Genomic DNA, 17,032 nt, shown 5'->3' on the forward strand with positions numbered 1-17,032 from the left:
AATTGGTGAGACAGTACCCCCACTACGACGGACAACTTGGCGCCCTGTATACCCCTTCAGCCACCACCTTTAGGCTCTGGGCACCAACTGCCGCTACGGTTACCCTCTATCTTCGCTCCGAGGCCTACCCCATGACCCAAGGGGATCACGGGGAGTGGGAAACTATATGTCACGGTGACTTCCACGGAGCCGAGTACCATTTCGGCCTCAGCTTTCCAAATGGCACAACTACGACGAGCGTGGACCCCTATGCCCGCAGCGTGACCATCAACGGTAAGCGGGGCGTTGTTGTGGACGTCGACACGCTACTCGGACCAGTTCAACGACTCGACAGCTTCACAGATCCGCGCACCGCGATCATCTACGAGGCTCATATCCGCGACCTCACCATTGGGCCGAACAATGGAATCACCCATAAAGGCGCATTCCTAGGCCTCAGCGAAGCTGGCACCCGCACCACACGGGGCAACCTCTCAGGGCTCGACTACCTCAGCTCCCTCGGAGTCACCCATATCCAATTACTGCCCATCTTCGACTTCGGCAGCGTCGACGAAGCCGGCGATCTCAGCTACAACGCCCAGTACAACTGGGGATATGATCCAGAGAACTACAATGCCCCGGAAGGCTCCTACGCCACCATCCCCGGCGACCCACTGCTGAGGCTGACCGAGCTGAAAAAACTTATCGACGCCTTGCACGCGCGCGGGCTGCGGGTAATCATGGATGTGGTCTACAACCACGTTTACGAGGCCGAAAGGCACCCCTTCGAACTTACCGTTCCAGGCTATTATTTCCGCACCACCAGTGAAGGCGCATTCTGCAATGCTACCGGCTGTGGCAATGAAACAGCATCCGAGCGGTCGATGATGCGTAAATATATCGTCGATTCTGTTCTCTACTGGGCCCGCACCTTTGGCCTCGACGGATTCCGCTTTGATTTGATGGGCATTCACGACGTAGACACCATGAACGCCGTGCGCCGGGCGCTCGATACGGTGGATGAAGGCATCATTATCATCGGAGAAGGCTGGGAGATGGGCAACCACTCTCAGGGGGTACGTGGCGCTCATCAGGGCAATGCTGCCCTCATGCCAGGTGTGGGTATGTTCAATGATTTCTATCGCGATGTGGTGAAGGGGAGTAACTTCATCCGCACTGGCAGTGGCTTCATCTCAGGGGCTAGCGGGGATGATGCCCGCAAGTTATTTGACGCCCTCAATCCCTTGGATCCCAGTCACTCAGTGGTCTACAACGAGGCCCATGATAATTGGACAATGTACGACAAACTACGTGGTACCACCGGTTTGGAACAGGCCCCTGAGGAGGAGATCGCTCAACGCCACACTCTAGCCACCCTCACCCAATACCTAGCGCGTGGCATGGTCTTCCTTCACGCAGGTCAGGAATTTCTACGTACCAAGGGTGGAGATGAAAATTCCTATAAGAGCCCTGATTCCGTCAACGAATTTGACTACGACCGTGCCCAGCTTTTCGCCAAGGAAGCGGGTTTTGTTCGCCACCTAAATACTTTTCGTAAAAAGTACTCGTGGACCTACGATCCGCAGTATCTCATGGAGCTCATGAGCGCTGAGGGGCGGCGCCTAAGCTATCGGGTTAACGATGCCTTCGGCCCTGGCCGGCACGCGATTGTTATGCTAAATGGGGAAAATAGGCACTGGCTACACCCTGTTACCTCAGGAGCTTACCGAGTGCATGTCAACCAAGGTGTGGTATTCCACAACCCCGCTCCTATAAACCTAAGCCATGAATATGTGGTGGGCCCCCTGAGTGGAACGGTTTTGGAGTGTGTCGAGTAGGCCACTAAGCGATATGCGTAGCGGCCTTTCTAGGATTGCTTTCCGTAGAACTCGAGTGCCCACTGGGAGACGCTTTTGGGGTGCGTCCGAAATTCGAGCTTTCCGCGTTTAGAACGGCGCAGCCCGGGAACCCCAGTTTTGGGATCTTTCTCGATTCGCCCGTGCCTCGAACTGATCCCTGGCACGTCGCAATTAAGACGATTATGCACCCGACACAGGGGCGCTAAATTGTCGTAGGTGGTCGGTCCCCCGCGGCAATGGGCCTCGATATGGTGTCCATCGCAGCTGATCGCTGCGATATCGCAACGCGGATGCACGCAGCTTAGATGCTCAATCGCGGCAATATATTTTTGATAAGGATTAAAGTAGCGGCCCTGTATGGTGCGCTGAATTCGAGCAGAGCTGACAGGTGCTGGGCGACCTTCGGCATCAAGCCCCCAGCAGATTACGTAGCCGAAAGTGCTGATCTTCTCGTTGATGAATTGGCTGAGGTTAATTGTCGCGCCATCACTGGTAGCGATGCGCCCATCGGAAAAATACCTGGTTCCAGCCTCGAGCGGAAGAATAAAACAGGGCTCGTGGATGGGCTTTTTCTCCGGTGATCCCGTGATAAGGCGGTTGATGGCGGCTTGGCCGATGGCGTCGAGAAGCGTCAGTGATTCGTGTGCGGCGCGTAGGGCGCGGGCATCGGCGGCGAGCCTGACCCGCAGCATGTGAGCGCGATCTTCACTTAACCACCCAGAGAAGTGGATTCGCCCGTGGGCGTCGGGGACGGTACCCATGGAAAAGCGTGCCTGCGGCATCGGTTTCTCCATCCCGGCGTTTTCTTCGCGCACCCGCCGGGTCATGAAAGTTCGCAAATCGCGAAGCAGCATGGAGGGTGCTCGGCGGATGAATTCCTCGCGTAAAACGTGAGTATCGATAGATGCTGAGATCTTCTTTATATATTTATTGATCACATCAACCTGATCGACGCTCAGCTCCAAGCGAGCGGCGAGCGCTAAGTGCTTACGATCGAATTGCCGTGCCAACCAATGGAGGTGTTTTGCGCGGCTTAAATCGATCCCCGCACCCGCTTCAAGCTCCTCGGGTGTGATGGAGTGCGTGCGCACATGGTTCAACATCGCGGCGCCGGAGCGCTGTGCGGTGATCCATGTGCGGTAGCTCATGCCCTCAGCCTAACCTGAGCCGGCTGTTATCGCGCGGCGAGCTTTAGACCCCTGTGGATAACCTTTTCCCGCCCCACTACGCTGTGTTTTTACTGGCCGACGATCACCGCACTCGCAGGTGGCAACCACTTACCCGAATTTAGGTCAGCGTTGAGAGCAAAGAGAATCTCGCCTTCATCGCGGATCTCTATTGGCTCAGTAGACATATTGATGGTGACCACTACCGATGAGCGGCGATAGCGTAGCACCCGATCGGAGGGGATATCGGAGAGGAATTCTAGACCCCCTGAGGCGTGGAGGTCCGGGGTATCGCGGCGCAATTTAATCAGGGTGCGCACCACGTGCAGCAGCGATTGGGGATTCTGCTCGTGTCGCTCCACCGTCTTCTCAGGGCCCTGATTAGCGAAAGTGGGCAGGTAAGTATTTGGGTTCGTGCTAAATCCCGCTTGTGGCTTCGTTGACCACTGCATAGGGGTGCGCGCGCCGGTGCGGGTATAGCCGCCCTCATGGGTAGGAAGATCTTGATAGTCCATGGCGATTTCATCGCCGTAGTAGATAAACGGAATACCTGGCATGGTGAGCAGGAAAGTGAAATAGAGCCGCAACTCAGCGTCGGTGAGGTAGTGGGAGATACGTGGATTGTCATGGTTGCCCGTAATCAGGCTGAAATGGCCCGCGCCGACGCTGGCACGGTAGTGCGGGAGGTACTGGTCGATGAAGTCGCTGGCTGCTCTCGAGCTCACGGCCGAGAAGAAAGCGTTATCGGCACGAACCAGTAGGTTATAGCCGTTCCCCGGCCAATCGAGGTAGAAATCCATATCGAACCCGGCTTCCAGGGACTGGCTGGGGTTTCCCCACTCGGCAACAAAGACCGCACCGGGGTGCGTTTTCTTGACGTTTGTGAAGATCTCCTGCCACGCCCTTATGGTTGCGCTCTTATCCGGATCGTGTTTGACCAAGGAATCAGCCATATCGACACGGAATCCATCAACACCCTTATCGAGCCAGAATGTGATTACTTTCGCCATCTCTTCGCGGTTGCGCTGCGCCCCCTGAGAGGATGTGGGCTGCTGCCACGGGGTCTTCGGTGTGGCGAAGCCGTAGTTCAGAGCTGGTTGGGAGTAGAAGAAGTTGAGCACATAGCAACCGTTGCGCGGAGCTACTCCGGCGACGAAAGGCAAAGAATCGGCGTCGCCAAACCATGAGTTCGTCCAGATATAGCGGTCATCCTCAGGGGTCTTATCAGGGGAGGAGGATTGGATAAACCAGGGGTGTTCATCGCTGGTGTGGCCGGGTACAAGATCGAGCAGGAGGCGGATACCTGCGGCGTGGAGAGCGTCGATAAGCGCGCTGAGATCGTTGGTGGTGCCGTAGCGAGGCGCTATCTGGTAGTAATCGCGCACATCGTAGCCGGCATCCTTGAAGGGGGAGTCGAAGATGGGGTTGAGCCAAATGGCGGAGATGCCAAGCTGTTGTAAATAGGGGATCCTGTCGATGATGCCGCGCAGGTCTCCGATGCCGTCACCATTGGAGTCTGCAAAGGATTGGGGATAGATTTGATAAAATGTGGCTTTTTCCAGCCAGCTTTTTCCGCTGTGCGTTTCCATAAATACCATGTTAGTAGTGACTAGGATGTGATTCATGAGGCGTTTTCGACGGTCGCCAGCCCGCTTGGTGGCAGAGTCTTTTCTGGGCCTCATTGTGCTGGGTACGGTGCTTCTAAGCATGCCGTTCTCGCATGCCACCGAGGAGTCGAGCATCCTAGTTTCTTTGTTTACCGCCACCTCCGCGGTCTGTCTCACCGGTCTCGTGGTGGTTGATACTGCCACTTATTGGACGCATCTGGGTCAACTTATCATTATCGGCCTCGTGCAGCTCGGCGGACTGGGAATTATGACCTTGGCAACCCTAGCCTCGTGGGCAATAGCCGGCAGAATGGGGGTTCGCTCCAGACTTAATGCATCCGCAGAGGGCCGGGGATTGCATCTTGGTGAAGTCAAGGGACTCCTCGCAGCCACGATAGGATTTACGCTCGTCGTAGAAATAGTGGTGGCAATGAGTCTCAGCTTGCGTTTTTATCACCACTATGGCCTCGGTGTTCCGGCCGCTATCTGGGAGGGGAGCTTCCACGCCATTTCTGCCTTTAATAACGCTGGTTTCGGGCTCGCCTCCGATAACCTCGTGCCGTATGTCCGCGACGAAGTCATGCTCTGGCCAATCGCGCTAGCCATAATTTTAGGCGGTCTGGGTTTTCCGACGCTCCTAGAGTTAGCCAAGCGGGTGCGTACGCGCGGACACCTGAGCTTGACGACGATTTTCACCCTCTATGGCACGGCCATCCTATTGTCCGCTGGCATGATTGTGACGGCTTTCTTTGAGTGGAATGGGGCGCTCGCGCACCTATCCCCAGGGGATAAGCTCTTCTCCGCTTTCTTTCACCCGGTGAGCTCGCGTACGGCAGGGTTTAACTCCATCGACCTATCGATGTTTCACCCCAATGAACTCATGGCTACCAATATTTTGATGCTCATTGGAGGCGGATCTGGGGGGACCGCCGGTGGGGTGAAAATAACCACAGTTGGAGTCTTAGTTGCTGTGTTGATCGCAGAGATCAAAGGCGACGATGAGGTGGCTATTTATGGTCGCAAATTGCCTGACCGTACCTTACGGCAGGCGTTGGCCGTGGTAACCATAGCGGCATTTCTGGTCTTTTCCTCCATTATGATCGTAATAGTCTTGGCACCAGACTTCGCCACTGATCAATTGGTCTTTGAGGTCATTAGTGCCTTTTCTACGGTAGGACTGTCTACTGGTATCACCTCAGCCCTGCCCCAAGGCGCTCAGATTGTGCTCATTATATTGATGTACGCTGGACGGATTGGGCCGATTACCGTGGTGGCGGCGTTGGCAGCCCGCGACCAGCAGCGACATTATTCTTTCCCTGAAGAAAGGCCGTTCATTGGTTAAATTATTTCGGCGCCAATCCGTGGTGGTTATTGGTTTAGGTCGCTTTGGTATGGCATTGTCTGAAGAATTGGAAAAGCAGGGTGTGGAAGTGCTCGGCCTCGATATGAACCGCGAGGTGGTGGCGCGGGCGACCGAGAAACTTAGTCATGCCGTGGTGGGCTCGGGCACCGATGAGGCGGCCCTTAAGCAATTGGGCGTGCAGGAGGCGCGCCGGGTCGTGATTGCCATCGGATCCGATTTGGCGGCCAGTGTTCTTGCTGCGCAATCCATTTTAGATTTAGGGGCGCCAAATGTGTGGGCTAAGGCCGATGGAGACGCTCACGAGAAGATACTCAAACGGATTGGGGTGCACCACACCATTCGCCCCGAACGCGATACTGGCCGCAGGATTGCCCATCTGATTGGGGGAGCGGCGGAGGAGTATGTGGAATTCGATCACGATTTTTCCATGATCAAATTGGCTCCGCCGGTAAATTTCTTGGGTTTAAGAGTGGAGGAAACTCCTCAGGGGGTCGATATTGTGGCCGTGCGTAAGCAGGGGGGTAGGTTCACTCGCCCCGTTCCCGGCCAGCGCATCGAGTCGGGCGATATCATCATCGTTGCTGGTGCTCTGAGGAGTTTAGAGAGCTTCGCAGCATCCTAATTTCTACCCCCTTTCGTGGGCTTTTTCGGGCGACGGAAGGGGGCTTTACTGTGACTAACTGCGGGTCAAAATGTGATTATCTTCATTTTTTTAGCAGACGTGATTCTAAATTCACAGCATAAGCCCCCTTCATGCTCTGCTAACAGCCTTCTTCGTCTTTGTTCAGGTGGTGCGCTGTGTTTAGATATGATTATTGAGCTTTAGCAGGATCCTTTTCCTTTGGTAGGAAAAAGAACATTGCATATCGCACATATCTTAAAAGTTCTCCCTTTTGTTCAAAAGTGGAGAGAATCTTCTACAAGAAAGTGGTGTTTGTACAGTGCTGAACACTCGCAAAGCCTTCGCAGCAGTAATTGCTGTGGCCTTGGGCTCCGCTAGCCTGGTTGCTTGCTCTAATGACGACGCTTCGACCAATGATGCCGCAGGTTCCGCATCCGGCAGCGATATCACCTTAACCGTATGGACCTCCCAAGAAGATCAGACCAACTCCGATGCCTGGCTACAGTCCATGGAGAAGGCTTATGAAGAGGCTAATCCAGATCTGAATATCACCTGGAAGAACTCCGTGGTGTCCTCGGCTGATGCTGCTACCACCGTGACCCAGGACCCATCCGCTGCTGCTGACGTGTACGTATTCGCCAACGATCAGCTCGGCTCGCTGATGGCTGCTAATGCTATTGGCGCACTGTCCGACGATGGCAAGGCACAGCTCGATATGCAGGCTGAAAAGTCCCTGGCTGACTCCGTCGTGGGTAGCGATGGAGAGTTCTACGGGCTGCCTTATGAGCCAAATACCTGGTTCATGTACTACAACAAGTCCAAGCTGAGCACCGAAGATGTCAAGAGCTTCGACACCATGTTGGACAAGGCTAAGGTTTCCTTCCCAATCTCTAACTCGTGGTACCTCTCAGGCTTCTATGCAGGTGCTGGAACCACGTTCTTTGGTGCTGACGGCCTGGATGAGGCTGACGGCATTAAGGCCGGCGATAACGCAGCCGCCGTTACCGAGTACCTCGCAGGCGTTGCCAAGAACCCGAACTTCATTAACGACGCTGATGGCGCCGGCATGGGCGGACTCGCAAACGGCTCCGTCGACGTGGTCTTCTCCGGCGCCTGGGATGCGCAGGCCGCTGAAGAGGCTCTAGGCGATGACTACGCTGTCGCTGCTCTGCCAACCTACAAGCTCAACGGTGCAGATGTGCAGATCAAGGCCTTCTCCGGTTCTAAGGCTGTGGGTTATAACCCAACCTCTAAGAACCAGGTTGAAGCTGCTAAATTCGCTCAGTTCCTCGCCTCCAGCGAGTCTCAGAAGGCTCACTACCAGCTCAACGGTGTGATCCCTGCTGATAAGACCCTCGTTGATGACCCCGAGATTTCTCAGGATCCAGTGGCCGTCGCTCTCTTCGAGACCGTTGCTAATGCCTCCGTGCTGCAGCCTACCTTCAAAGAGATGAGCGATTTCTGGGAGCCCGCTGATAACTTCGGCAAGGCTCTTGCTAACGGTGAGGTCACCGAGGCTAATGCAGCTGAGAAGACCGAAGCCTGGTTCAGCGCCTACAAATAAGGCTGCACGTTTTTCCTAGCTTCCAAGTAGTTCGATAGCTACTTGATAAAAAGCCCTGAAGCGCTCTGCCTTCATAGCACGATCTGCTTCAGGGCTTTTGTCGAATCGAGATACTGACGACGCTGGGAGTACCCCTCTTTTCACAAAGGAGAATTCCAATGAAGCACCGCGGCCAAGAAGCCGAGTTCAAGATTGGGCAAGCGTGGAGCGATGGCGATATCCTCACCAAGCTATCCCTTTTTGTCTTCGGTTTAGGCAATCTCGCGCGCAAGCAGTACGTCAAAGGTGTGATGCTGCTGGCCATCGAGATCTTAAGCGTCACTCTCTTTATTACCAAAGGCTTTTCTAAGATCGCTGCGCTGCCCGAGCTTGGTGGCGAGGGCGGTCAAACCCGGGTGAAGGTAGACGGTTTCTGGACCTACGTCACCTCAGAGCCATCGATCGTTGTGCTGCTAAACGGCATTGTCTCCGTCGTCGGAGTCCTCGCCTTCTTATGGTTTGCCACCATCGCTTTGCGCAGCGCCTTCAAAGCTCAGGTACAGATTGAAAACTACGGTCAAGCTCGTAGCTTCAAGGGCGATCTGAAAGCACTGCTGAATACAGATGCACCTATTCTGTTTATGACCTTGCCAACTGCCGGCATTCTCATCTTCACCGTCTTGCCACTGATCTTCATGATTTCGATGGCATTTACCAGCTTCGATTCCAATAATTCCCAAAACTTCAAGTGGGTCGGTTTCGAAAACTTCGGACAAGTATTTAGCAACGACGGCGGCCAAGTGAACTTTAACCTGTTCATTGGTGTGTTGATCTGGACCCTCGTCTGGGCTTTCTTCGCTACTTTCTTGAACTACTTCTTGGGCATGTTCTTGGCTATGGTGATTAACCGCCGTACCACCCGCGGTAAATCCTTCTGGCGGGCGATTTTCTCGCTCTCGGTAGCTGTTCCACAGTTCGTATCGCTATTGGTGCTGCGCTCTATGCTGCAGCCTCAGGGTGCTATCAACCGGTTGCTACTCGATTATGGTCTCATCGATTCGGCACTGCCATTTTTTACCGATACCACCTGGGCCCGTGTCACGGTGATTGTTATCAACCTTTGGATCGGTATTCCTTATACCATCATGCAGGTCACCGGCATTCTGCAGAATATTCCCGGTGAGCTCTACGAGGCAGCGCGCCTCGACGGCGCCAGCTGGTGGCAGACCTTCCGCAGTGTCACCATGCCCTATATGTTGTTCGTGATGACCCCGTACCTCATTACTACCTTCACGGCCAATGTGAACAACTTCAACGTTATCTACCTGCTCTCCGGTGGTGATCCGACCCCAGTCGGAGCCTCGGCTGGTAAGACTGACCTCTTGATTACCTGGTTGTACAAGCTCACTGTGGACAAGGGCGACTACAATATTGGTGCCGTCATCGGTATCTTGACCTTCATCGTTTTGTCCACCGTGGCGTTAATTACCTATCGCCGTTCCGGCTCTTACCGCAATGAGGAGGGTTTCCAGTGAGTAAGACCCTTGATCACACTGATGCCAAGATGACCGACCAGCGGGCTGCCCGCCGGGTGGGGGATATCTTAAGCTACGCATTATTAGGCACGCTCTCCATAATCTGGGTCATGCCCATTATCTGGATTTTTGCCAACTCTTTTAATAAGAATACGGCACCTTATTCCTCGACTTTCTTCCCCACGGAGTACACCTTCGATAACTATATTGCGCTCTTTACCGAACGCGATGTTCTCGATTTCCCGAGGATGTTCCTCAATACCTTTGTCATCGCGGTATTCACCATGCTGATTTCGGTATTCTTCGTCTTGATCGTCTCGTTCTCCCTCTCGCGGATGCGCTTTAGGTTCCGCAAGGTTTATATGAACCTCGCGCTGACCTTGGGCATGTTCCCAGGCATTATGGCCGTCGTTGCTATTTACTTCATTTTGAAGGCCATGGGTCTTACGGGTGGTTCGATGACCAATATCGCCTTGATCATCGTCTACTCCGCTGGCTCCGGTATGGGCTTCTACATCATGAAGGGCTATATGGACACCATTCCTAAGTCCTTGGATGAGGCTGCTTATCTAGATGGCTGCTCGCGGTGGCAGGTCTTCTATATGATCATTTTGCCTATTGCCAAGCCCATGATTGTCTACCAAGCTATTATTGGCTTCCTGGTACCATGGCTTGACTTCGTGCTGGCAAAGGCAATCGCACGCACCCAGGATAACTACACGGTAGCTCTTGGGTTGTGGAAGATGCTGGAGAAGGAGTATATCCACGATTGGTTCGCTCGGTTCGCTGCTGGTGCAGTGTGCGTTTCGATTCCTATCGTGATCCTCTTCATCGTCATGCAGCGCTACTATCAGGAGTCTATGGCGGGCTCCGTCAAGGGCTAAGAATAGCGCACAGATTTTTTCAGGGCGCCTTACTATATATAAGTAAGGCGCCCTTCATTACTATGATTAGGGGCTATGATGACCAGTAATTTCGCAGCCAAAGGGCTCAAAATCCGCGGCCTTCTCATCATTGCGAGCATCTTCTTGCTTTTCCACGTGATCAGCCTCGGTATCGAGCGTCGCTTGGTACCGGATATTGCCCAAGCGAGTTTTGGGAATCTTTCTTTTGTGATCATCCTTGAGATCCTCAGCTGGGCCGCCTATCCACTTCTGGCCTTTTGTTTCCTTATTGCACTTGAGCATCTTACGGTTACGCGGGACCTTGTTTTGTTGACCCTAGGGCTAAGCGTTGTGAGTGAATGTGCAGAGGATTTTGCCCGTAGTGGGCGGCTGATCGATATGCGTTCCCAGAGTTTTGTTTGGGCTTTTGTATTGTGCATCATTTGCTACCAAGCGCTGAAGTCTAAAAAGGTGCGCTCGCGTCCGCTAGTGGCCGTGGCCATAATCGTGGCCGCTTTATTATGGGCGTTTATTGCCCAACTGGGAGTGCGTTTTAGTGGGTTCGTGCCAGGGGCTATCCTCCTTGTGTTCTTCCTCGTATTCTTCTACCTCAAAGGCCGCGAAAATACTATGATGCTCTCCGCGGCCTTAATGGGCGCTACCTTTGCCGTCGCTCCGGCTTTCGGTGTGGTCTTTTTGCACTACCGTGCCCCTAGCGTGGAGATTGAGCCGCAGTTTCCACCCGCGTGGATACTAGCGGCCTACCCGGTGGCACTGATCATTGCTGGGTTTTAGAATTTGACGAGCCCATGTCCATGGGACTAGAGTGTCCAATAGTCCCATATGTGGGAGTCTTGGAATTTTGCCCAGTGTCTACTGGGAGCCTGGATTCTAGCAATTAGTTAGATCTTCAAGATTCTTCAAGAAAAACGGTAGCGGCCCCGGAAAGAGCCCCTATTTTTGTTTGTTTAGGGGCATATAGGGATTGTCGCAATCGTCAAGAAAATTCCAGATAGTGAGCGAAATTTCCTCCTCCGGATGGATGAGGATCAATCGAAGAGAAAGACTGTTCATGCCAACTATTCAGCAGCTGGTCCGCAAGGGTCGCCATGATAAGACTGCAAAGGTAAAAACTGCAGCTTTAAAGGGTTCCCCTCAGCGTCGTGGCGTGTGCACCCGTGTGTACACCACCACCCCTAAGAAGCCTAACTCCGCTCTGCGTAAGGTCGCCCGTGTGCGCCTAACCTCCGGCATCGAGGTTTCCGCTTATATCCCAGGTGAGGGCCACAACCTCCAAGAGCACTCCATGGTGCTCGTGCGTGGCGGTCGTGTGAAGGACCTCCCAGGTGTTCGCTACAAGATCATCCGTGGCGCCCTCGATACTCAGGGTGTGAAGGACCGTAAGCAGGCCCGTTCCCGTTACGGCGCAAAGAAGGAGAAGTAAACAATGCGTAAGAATGCAGCTCCCAAGCGTCCAGTTATCAAGGATCCAGTCTACGGATCCGAAGTTGTGACCCAGCTGGTTAATAAAGTCCTTCTTGATGGCAAGAAGTCCACTGCCGAGCGCATCGTGTATGGTGCCCTTGATAAGTGCAAGGAAAAGACCGGCACCGATCCGGTGCTCACCTTGGAAAAGGCACTGGGCAATATCAAGCCTGAGTTCGAGGTTCGCTCCCGTCGTGTCGGTGGCGCTACCTACCAGGTTCCTGTTGAGGTTCGTGCCGCTCGCGCCAATACTCTCGCCCTGCGCTGGTTGGTGACCTTCACTCGTCAGCGTCGTGAGAACACCATGATTGAGCGTCTTGCTAACGAGATCCTCGATGCCGCAAACGGTTTGGGTGCTTCTGTGAAGCGTCGTGAGGATACCCACAAAATGGCTGAGGCTAACCGTGCCTTCGCTCATTACCGCTGGTAATCTTAACGCTTGCGGGCGCTATTAAGGCGCCCAATATGTGGATTACTATTAGAACTATTATCCCTTCAGCTACATAAGTTAGGAATACCGTGGCACCACAAGAAGTGCTTAAGGACCTCCACAAGGTCCGCAATATCGGCATCATGGCTCACATCGATGCCGGTAAGACCACCACCACCGAGCGTATCCTCTTCTATACCGGTATCAACCGCAAGGTAGGCGAGACCCACGATGGCGCCTCGACCACCGACTGGATGGAGCAGGAAAAAGAGCGCGGCATCACCATTACCTCCGCTGCTGTGACCTGTTTCTGGAATGGCAATCAGGTTAATATCATCGACACCCCAGGTCACGTTGACTTCACCGTTGAGGTGGAGCGTTCCTTGCGCGTGCTTGACGGTGCCGTAGCCGTTTTCGACGGCAAAGAGGGCGTAGAGCCCCAGTCCGAGCAGGTGTGGCGTCAGGCCGCTAAATACGATGTTCCTCGTATCTGCTTCATCAACAAGATGGACAAGCTCGGTGCTGACTTCTACTACACCGTGCAAACCATCATCGACCGCCTCGGCGCCAAGCCATTGGTTTTGCAGCTGCCGATCGGCGCAGAAGATGATTTCGACGGTGTTGTTGATCTGCTCGAGATGAAGGCTATTACCTGGCGCGGCAAAGTCGAGACAGGCGCTGAGCCAACCATCGAGGAAATCCCAGCTGATCTGCAAGAGAAGGCTGAGGAGTACCGCGAGAAGCTGCTCGAAACCGTTGCTGAGTCCGATGAATCCCTCATGGACAAGTACTTCAGCGGTGAAGAACTCAGCGTTGAGGAGATCAAGGCTGCGATCCGTAAGCTGACCGTTGCCTCTGAGGTTTATCCAGTGCTTTGCGGTACTGCTTACCGCAATAAGGGCGTTCAGCCTTTGCTCGATGCCGTCATTGATTACCTCCCGAATCCTCTCGATATTGGCGAAGTGATCGGCCACGCTGTGGGCGACGAGTCCACCAAGGTCTCCCGTAAGCCTTCTATCGACGAGCCTTTCTCCGCTCTCGCTTTCAAGATCGCCGTTCACCCCTTCTTCGGTAAGCTCACCTTCGTGCGCGTCTACTCCGGCATTGTGGAGCCTGGCACCCAGGTTGCTAACTCCACAAAGAGCAAGAAGGAGCGCATTGGCAAGCTCTTCCAGATGCACGCCAACAAGGAGAACCCTGTCGACCAGGCTCGCGCTGGAAATATCTACGCTTTCATCGGGCTCAAGGAAACCACCACCGGTGATACCCTCTGCGATGCCAATAACCAGATCATCTTGGAGTCCATGGACTTCCCGGATCCTGTGATCAAGGTATCCATCGAGCCTAAGACCAAGTCTGACCAGGAGAAGCTCGGCGTTGCTATTCAAAAGCTCGCTGAAGAGGATCCAACCTTCACCGTGGAACTCGACGACGAAACCGGCCAGACCGTTATCGGTGGTATGGGCGAGCTCCACCTAGATGTTCTGGTGGACCGCATGAAGCGCGAATTCAAGGTGGAAGCTAACGTTGGTAACCCCCAGGTTGCTTACCGCGAGACCATCCGCAAGGCCGTCGATCGTGTGGAGTACACCCACAAGAAGCAGACCGGTGGCTCCGGCCAGTTTGCAAAGGTCATTGTTGCCTTCGAACCTTATACCCCAGACCCAGAGACCCTCGAAGAGGGCCAATCTGCTACCTATGCTTTCGAGAATGCCGTGACCGGTGGTCGCGTGCCTCGCGAGTATATCCCGTCCGTCGACGCAGGTATCCAAGATGCCATGCAGTACGGTTACCTCGCTGGCTACCCCTTGGTTAATATCAAGGCCACGCTGCTCGACGGCGCCTACCACGACGTTGACTCCTCTGAAATGGCCTTCAAATTGGCTGGTTCCCAGGCTCTCAAGGAAGGCATTGCTAAGGCAAAGCCAGTCCTGCTCGAGCCAGTGATGGCCGTCGAAGTGATCACTCCGGAAGAGTATATGGGCGACGTGATCGGCGATATCAACTCCCGCCGTGGTCAAGTCAACGCCATGGATGACCGCGCCGGTGCGAAGGTTGTTAAGGCACGTGTGCCGCTATCGGAGATGTTCGGTTATGTTGGTGACCTGCGTTCTAAGACCCAGGGTCGTGCCAATTACTCGATGATTTTCGATTCCTACGCTGAGGTTCCTGCGAGCGTATCCGCCGAGATTATCGCGGAGCGCAACGGTAGCTAGACGCTCACCCAGGTAGCCTCCGTTGAAAGTCCAGTACATGGGAGGCTATCTGGGTAACTAGGGTAGTGGCTTCCTTGAGTCATTTTTCTTAGATATAATTCTAAAAGTGGCTTAAGGTGGCCGTTACCCTAGTAGATCCTATATCCACGAGATTTCACTAGCGGTTTGAAAAAAATGCGGTGGAACCTTAGGATCATGTAACTGGCATAAGTAATCGCTGAGCGCCAGATCATCCCCGAGGTGAGAAGGATCAGCACCATCAATTTTTGTGGCTGCGAGGTTCGTGGCCACCACGAAAAGTCCAGGAGGACACACTGTGGCAAAGGCCAAGTTTGAGCGCACTAAACCCCACGTAAATATTGGTACCATTGGTCACGTTGACCACGGTAAGACCACTACTACCGCTGCTATCACCAAGGTTCTGGCTGATACTTACCCAGATCTGAACCAGGCTTTCGCCTTCGATGCCATTGATAAGGCACCTGAGGAAAAAGAGCGCGGCATTACCATCAACATTTCCCACGTTGAGTACCAGACCGAGAAGCGCCACTACGCTCACGTTGACGCTCCAGGTCACGCCGACTACATCAAGAATATGATCACCGGTGCTGCCCAGATGGACGGCGCTATCCTCGTTGTAGCTGCAACTGACGGCCCCATGCCTCAGACCCGTGAGCACGTTCTTCTTGCTCGCCAGGTTGGCGTTCCTTATATCCTCGTTGCTCTTAACAAGTGCGATATGGTCGATGATGAGGAAATTATCGAGCTCGTGGAGATGGAAGTTCGCGAACTTCTCGCTGAGCAGGATTACGATGAGGAAGCTCCTATCGTTCACATCTCCGCTTTGAAGGCTCTCGAGGGCGACGCTAAGTGGACCGAGTCCATCGTTGAGCTCATGAACGCCTGCGACGAGTCCATCCCAGACCCAGAGCGCGAGACCGACAAGCCATTCCTCATGCCTATCGAGGATATCTTCACCATTACCGGCCGTGGCACCGTGGTCACCGGTCGTGTCGAGCGCGGTCAGCTCAAGGTTAACGAGGATGTTGAGATCATCGGTATCCGCGAGAAGAGCACCTCCACCACCGTTACCGGTATCGAGATGTTCCGTAAGCTCCTTGACTACACCGAAGCTGGCGACAACTGCGGTCTTCTTCTCCGCGGCATCAAGCGCGAAGACGTTGAGCGCGGCCAGGTTGTTGTAAAGCCAGGCGCTTATACTCCTCACACCGAGTTCGAGGGCTCTGTCTACGTTCTCTCCAAGGACGAAGGCGGCCGCCACACCCCATTCTTCGACAACTACCGTCCACAGTTCTACTTCCGCACCACCGACGTGACCGGTGTTGTGAAGCTTCCTGAGGGCACCGAGATGGTTATGCCTGGCGACAACGTCGACATGTCCGTCACCCTGATCCAGCCTGTTGCTATGGACGAGGGCCTGCGCTTCGCTATTCGCGAGGGCTCCCGTACCGTTGGCGCCGGCCGCGTTACCAAGATCATCAAGTAATGATCACCGCACCCTAAAAGGTGCGCACTAATCACCGCCTTATCTCCGCTTAGGGGATGGGGCGGTTTTTGGCATTCCTACAGGCATTTACTTCTGCGAGATTATAACGCTCAGAAATGCTGAACCTCCCAGGCTAAGATTTCAGATTGCTGGTGATGTCTTCCAGGCCCATAACGGGCTTGATGAAACTGATCAAGCGCTTATACCAAAGGCTGCTAAGCTGAGTTTTTATGGACCAATTAAGGCTCTATATGTACGAGCAGTTAACGATCGATCCCTGGCGTATCCCCGTGGTGATTCTTTCGGGGATTTTTACCTACCTCGGCTTTATCGTATTGGTTCGGATTTTTGGAGCCCGGGTGCTCTCCAAGATGCACACCTTCGATGCCGTTGTTATTGTCATGTTTGGAGCGGTGGCAGGACGTGCAGTTATCGGTCACCCGCCCACTTTAATGGCGGGAATAGTGGGACTCGGCACGCTTATGGTCATGGAATCCATTTTTGGGATGATCCGCGACGGTCGGTATATCAAGCGAGTCATCAATAGCCACCCCCAGGTCATCGTCGCCAACGGAGAGATGATCGACGATCAGCTACGCAAAACTCATGTATCCCCCTCTGATATTCGCTCTGCACTACGCAGAGCAGGTATACCGACACTCTCTATGGTGCAGCTGATGATTCTAGAACCAACCGGGGACCTTACAGTTTTCAAGGTCGGTATTCCCGTAGATCCCGATCTTCTCAAAGGGGTGGCTGGTGTGGAGTATCTCTACCCCTAAATAGAGAAATTCTCCTGCCGGCATTATGCCGACAGGAGAATACTAAAAAAGAAT

The 17,032-nt window shown here is 53.9% G+C and carries 14 protein-coding genes; 12 read left to right on the top strand and 2 right to left on the bottom strand.

Going from position 1 to position 17,032, the window contains the following annotated elements; genetic code table 11:
- The first annotated feature begins 5 nt into the window (after positions 1-5).
- Positions 6-1,817 (top strand): type I pullulanase, encoded by a 1,812-nt coding sequence (gene pulA / locus NXT00_RS02765; RefSeq protein ID WP_259157976.1) that lies wholly within the window; start codon positions 6-8, stop codon positions 1,815-1,817.
- A 29-nt stretch (positions 1,818-1,846) separates the two neighbouring features.
- Here the strand turns inward: pulA and NXT00_RS02770 are convergent, their stop codons facing one another.
- Both NXT00_RS02770 and NXT00_RS02775 read right to left on the bottom strand, forming a co-directional pair.
- A complete protein-coding gene (locus NXT00_RS02770; RefSeq protein ID WP_259157977.1) occupies positions 1,847-2,986 on the bottom strand; it encodes an HNH endonuclease signature motif containing protein in 1,140 nt (379 codons plus the stop codon).
- Between the two features lie 89 nt (positions 2,987-3,075).
- Positions 3,076-4,593 (bottom strand): alpha-amylase family glycosyl hydrolase, encoded by a 1,518-nt coding sequence (locus NXT00_RS02775; protein WP_259157978.1) that lies wholly within the window; start codon positions 4,591-4,593, stop codon positions 3,076-3,078.
- 34 nt (positions 4,594-4,627) lie between these two features.
- Between NXT00_RS02775 and NXT00_RS02780 the strand changes: the two genes are divergently transcribed.
- The 11 genes from NXT00_RS02780 (at position 4,628) to NXT00_RS02830 (ending at position 16,978) form a co-directional block, all read left to right on the top strand.
- The gene (locus NXT00_RS02780) at positions 4,628-5,953 is read left to right on the top strand and encodes a TrkH family potassium uptake protein (protein WP_259157979.1); all 1,326 of its coding nucleotides are present in this window, start codon (positions 4,628-4,630) and stop codon (positions 5,951-5,953) included.
- The gene (locus tag NXT00_RS02785; protein ID WP_259077474.1) at positions 5,946-6,596 is read left to right on the top strand and encodes a TrkA family potassium uptake protein; all 651 of its coding nucleotides are present in this window, start codon (positions 5,946-5,948) and stop codon (positions 6,594-6,596) included. Before NXT00_RS02780 ends, NXT00_RS02785 begins: the two co-directional genes overlap by 8 nt.
- Before the next feature lie 319 nt (positions 6,597-6,915).
- On the top strand, positions 6,916-8,160 hold the full coding sequence (locus tag NXT00_RS02790; RefSeq protein ID WP_259077472.1) for an extracellular solute-binding protein: 1,245 nt from the start codon (positions 6,916-6,918) through the stop codon (positions 8,158-8,160).
- A gap of 158 nt (positions 8,161-8,318) precedes the next feature.
- Positions 8,319-9,674, top strand: coding sequence for a carbohydrate ABC transporter permease (locus NXT00_RS02795; protein WP_259077469.1), 1,356 nt, complete (start codon positions 8,319-8,321; stop codon positions 9,672-9,674).
- Between the two features lie 29 nt (positions 9,675-9,703).
- Positions 9,704-10,558 carry a sugar ABC transporter permease gene (locus NXT00_RS02800; RefSeq protein ID WP_396124724.1) on the top strand — a complete coding sequence of 285 codons (855 nt, stop codon included), beginning with the start codon at positions 9,704-9,706 and terminating at the stop codon, positions 10,556-10,558.
- A 75-nt stretch (positions 10,559-10,633) separates the two neighbouring features.
- Positions 10,634-11,353 (top strand): hypothetical protein, encoded by a 720-nt coding sequence (locus NXT00_RS02805; protein ID WP_259077465.1) that lies wholly within the window; start codon positions 10,634-10,636, stop codon positions 11,351-11,353.
- Positions 11,354-11,630: 277 nt separating this feature from the next.
- The gene (rpsL, locus tag NXT00_RS02810) at positions 11,631-12,002 is read left to right on the top strand and encodes a 30S ribosomal protein S12 (protein WP_025251882.1); all 372 of its coding nucleotides are present in this window, start codon (positions 11,631-11,633) and stop codon (positions 12,000-12,002) included.
- A gap of 3 nt (positions 12,003-12,005) precedes the next feature.
- Complete coding sequence (gene rpsG / locus NXT00_RS02815) at positions 12,006-12,473, top strand: 30S ribosomal protein S7 (protein WP_259077463.1); 468 nt, start codon at positions 12,006-12,008, stop codon at positions 12,471-12,473.
- 143 nt (positions 12,474-12,616) lie between these two features.
- Positions 12,617-14,689 carry an elongation factor G gene (gene fusA, locus NXT00_RS02820; protein ID WP_259077795.1) on the top strand — a complete coding sequence of 691 codons (2,073 nt, stop codon included), beginning with the start codon at positions 12,617-12,619 and terminating at the stop codon, positions 14,687-14,689.
- Positions 14,690-15,005: 316 nt separating this feature from the next.
- Positions 15,006-16,196, top strand: coding sequence for an elongation factor Tu (tuf, locus tag NXT00_RS02825; protein WP_259077461.1), 1,191 nt, complete (start codon positions 15,006-15,008; stop codon positions 16,194-16,196).
- 230 nt (positions 16,197-16,426) lie between these two features.
- Complete coding sequence (locus NXT00_RS02830) at positions 16,427-16,978, top strand: DUF421 domain-containing protein (RefSeq protein WP_259077460.1); 552 nt, start codon at positions 16,427-16,429, stop codon at positions 16,976-16,978.
- Positions 16,979-17,032 lie beyond the last annotated feature (54 nt).

This window comes from Corynebacterium sp. ES2715-CONJ3 (assembly GCF_024814365.1).
Taxonomy (GTDB): domain Bacteria; phylum Actinomycetota; class Actinomycetes; order Mycobacteriales; family Mycobacteriaceae; genus Corynebacterium.

Bases quoted from the DNA above. Each gene is read 5' to 3' on its own strand.
- NXT00_RS02800 (WP_396124724.1), top strand. From the start codon at position 9,704: ATGACCGACCAGCGGGCTGCCCGCCGGGTGGGGGATATCTTAAGCTAC.
- NXT00_RS02770 (WP_259157977.1), bottom strand. From the start codon at position 2,986: ATGAGCTACCGCACATGGATCACCGCACAGCGCTCCGGCGCCGCGATG.
- NXT00_RS02805 (WP_259077465.1), top strand. From the start codon at position 10,634: ATGATGACCAGTAATTTCGCAGCCAAAGGGCTCAAAATCCGCGGCCTT.
- NXT00_RS02830 (WP_259077460.1), top strand. From the start codon at position 16,427: ATGGACCAATTAAGGCTCTATATGTACGAGCAGTTAACGATCGATCCC.
- NXT00_RS02775 (WP_259157978.1), bottom strand. From the start codon at position 4,593: ATGGAAACGCACAGCGGAAAAAGCTGGCTGGAAAAAGCCACATTTTAT.
- NXT00_RS02780 (WP_259157979.1), top strand. From the start codon at position 4,628: ATGAGGCGTTTTCGACGGTCGCCAGCCCGCTTGGTGGCAGAGTCTTTT.
- rpsG (WP_259077463.1), top strand. From the start codon at position 12,006: ATGCGTAAGAATGCAGCTCCCAAGCGTCCAGTTATCAAGGATCCAGTC.
- fusA (WP_259077795.1), top strand. From the start codon at position 12,617: ATGGCTCACATCGATGCCGGTAAGACCACCACCACCGAGCGTATCCTC.
- NXT00_RS02795 (WP_259077469.1), top strand. From the start codon at position 8,319: ATGAAGCACCGCGGCCAAGAAGCCGAGTTCAAGATTGGGCAAGCGTGG.
- rpsL (WP_025251882.1), top strand. From the start codon at position 11,631: ATGCCAACTATTCAGCAGCTGGTCCGCAAGGGTCGCCATGATAAGACT.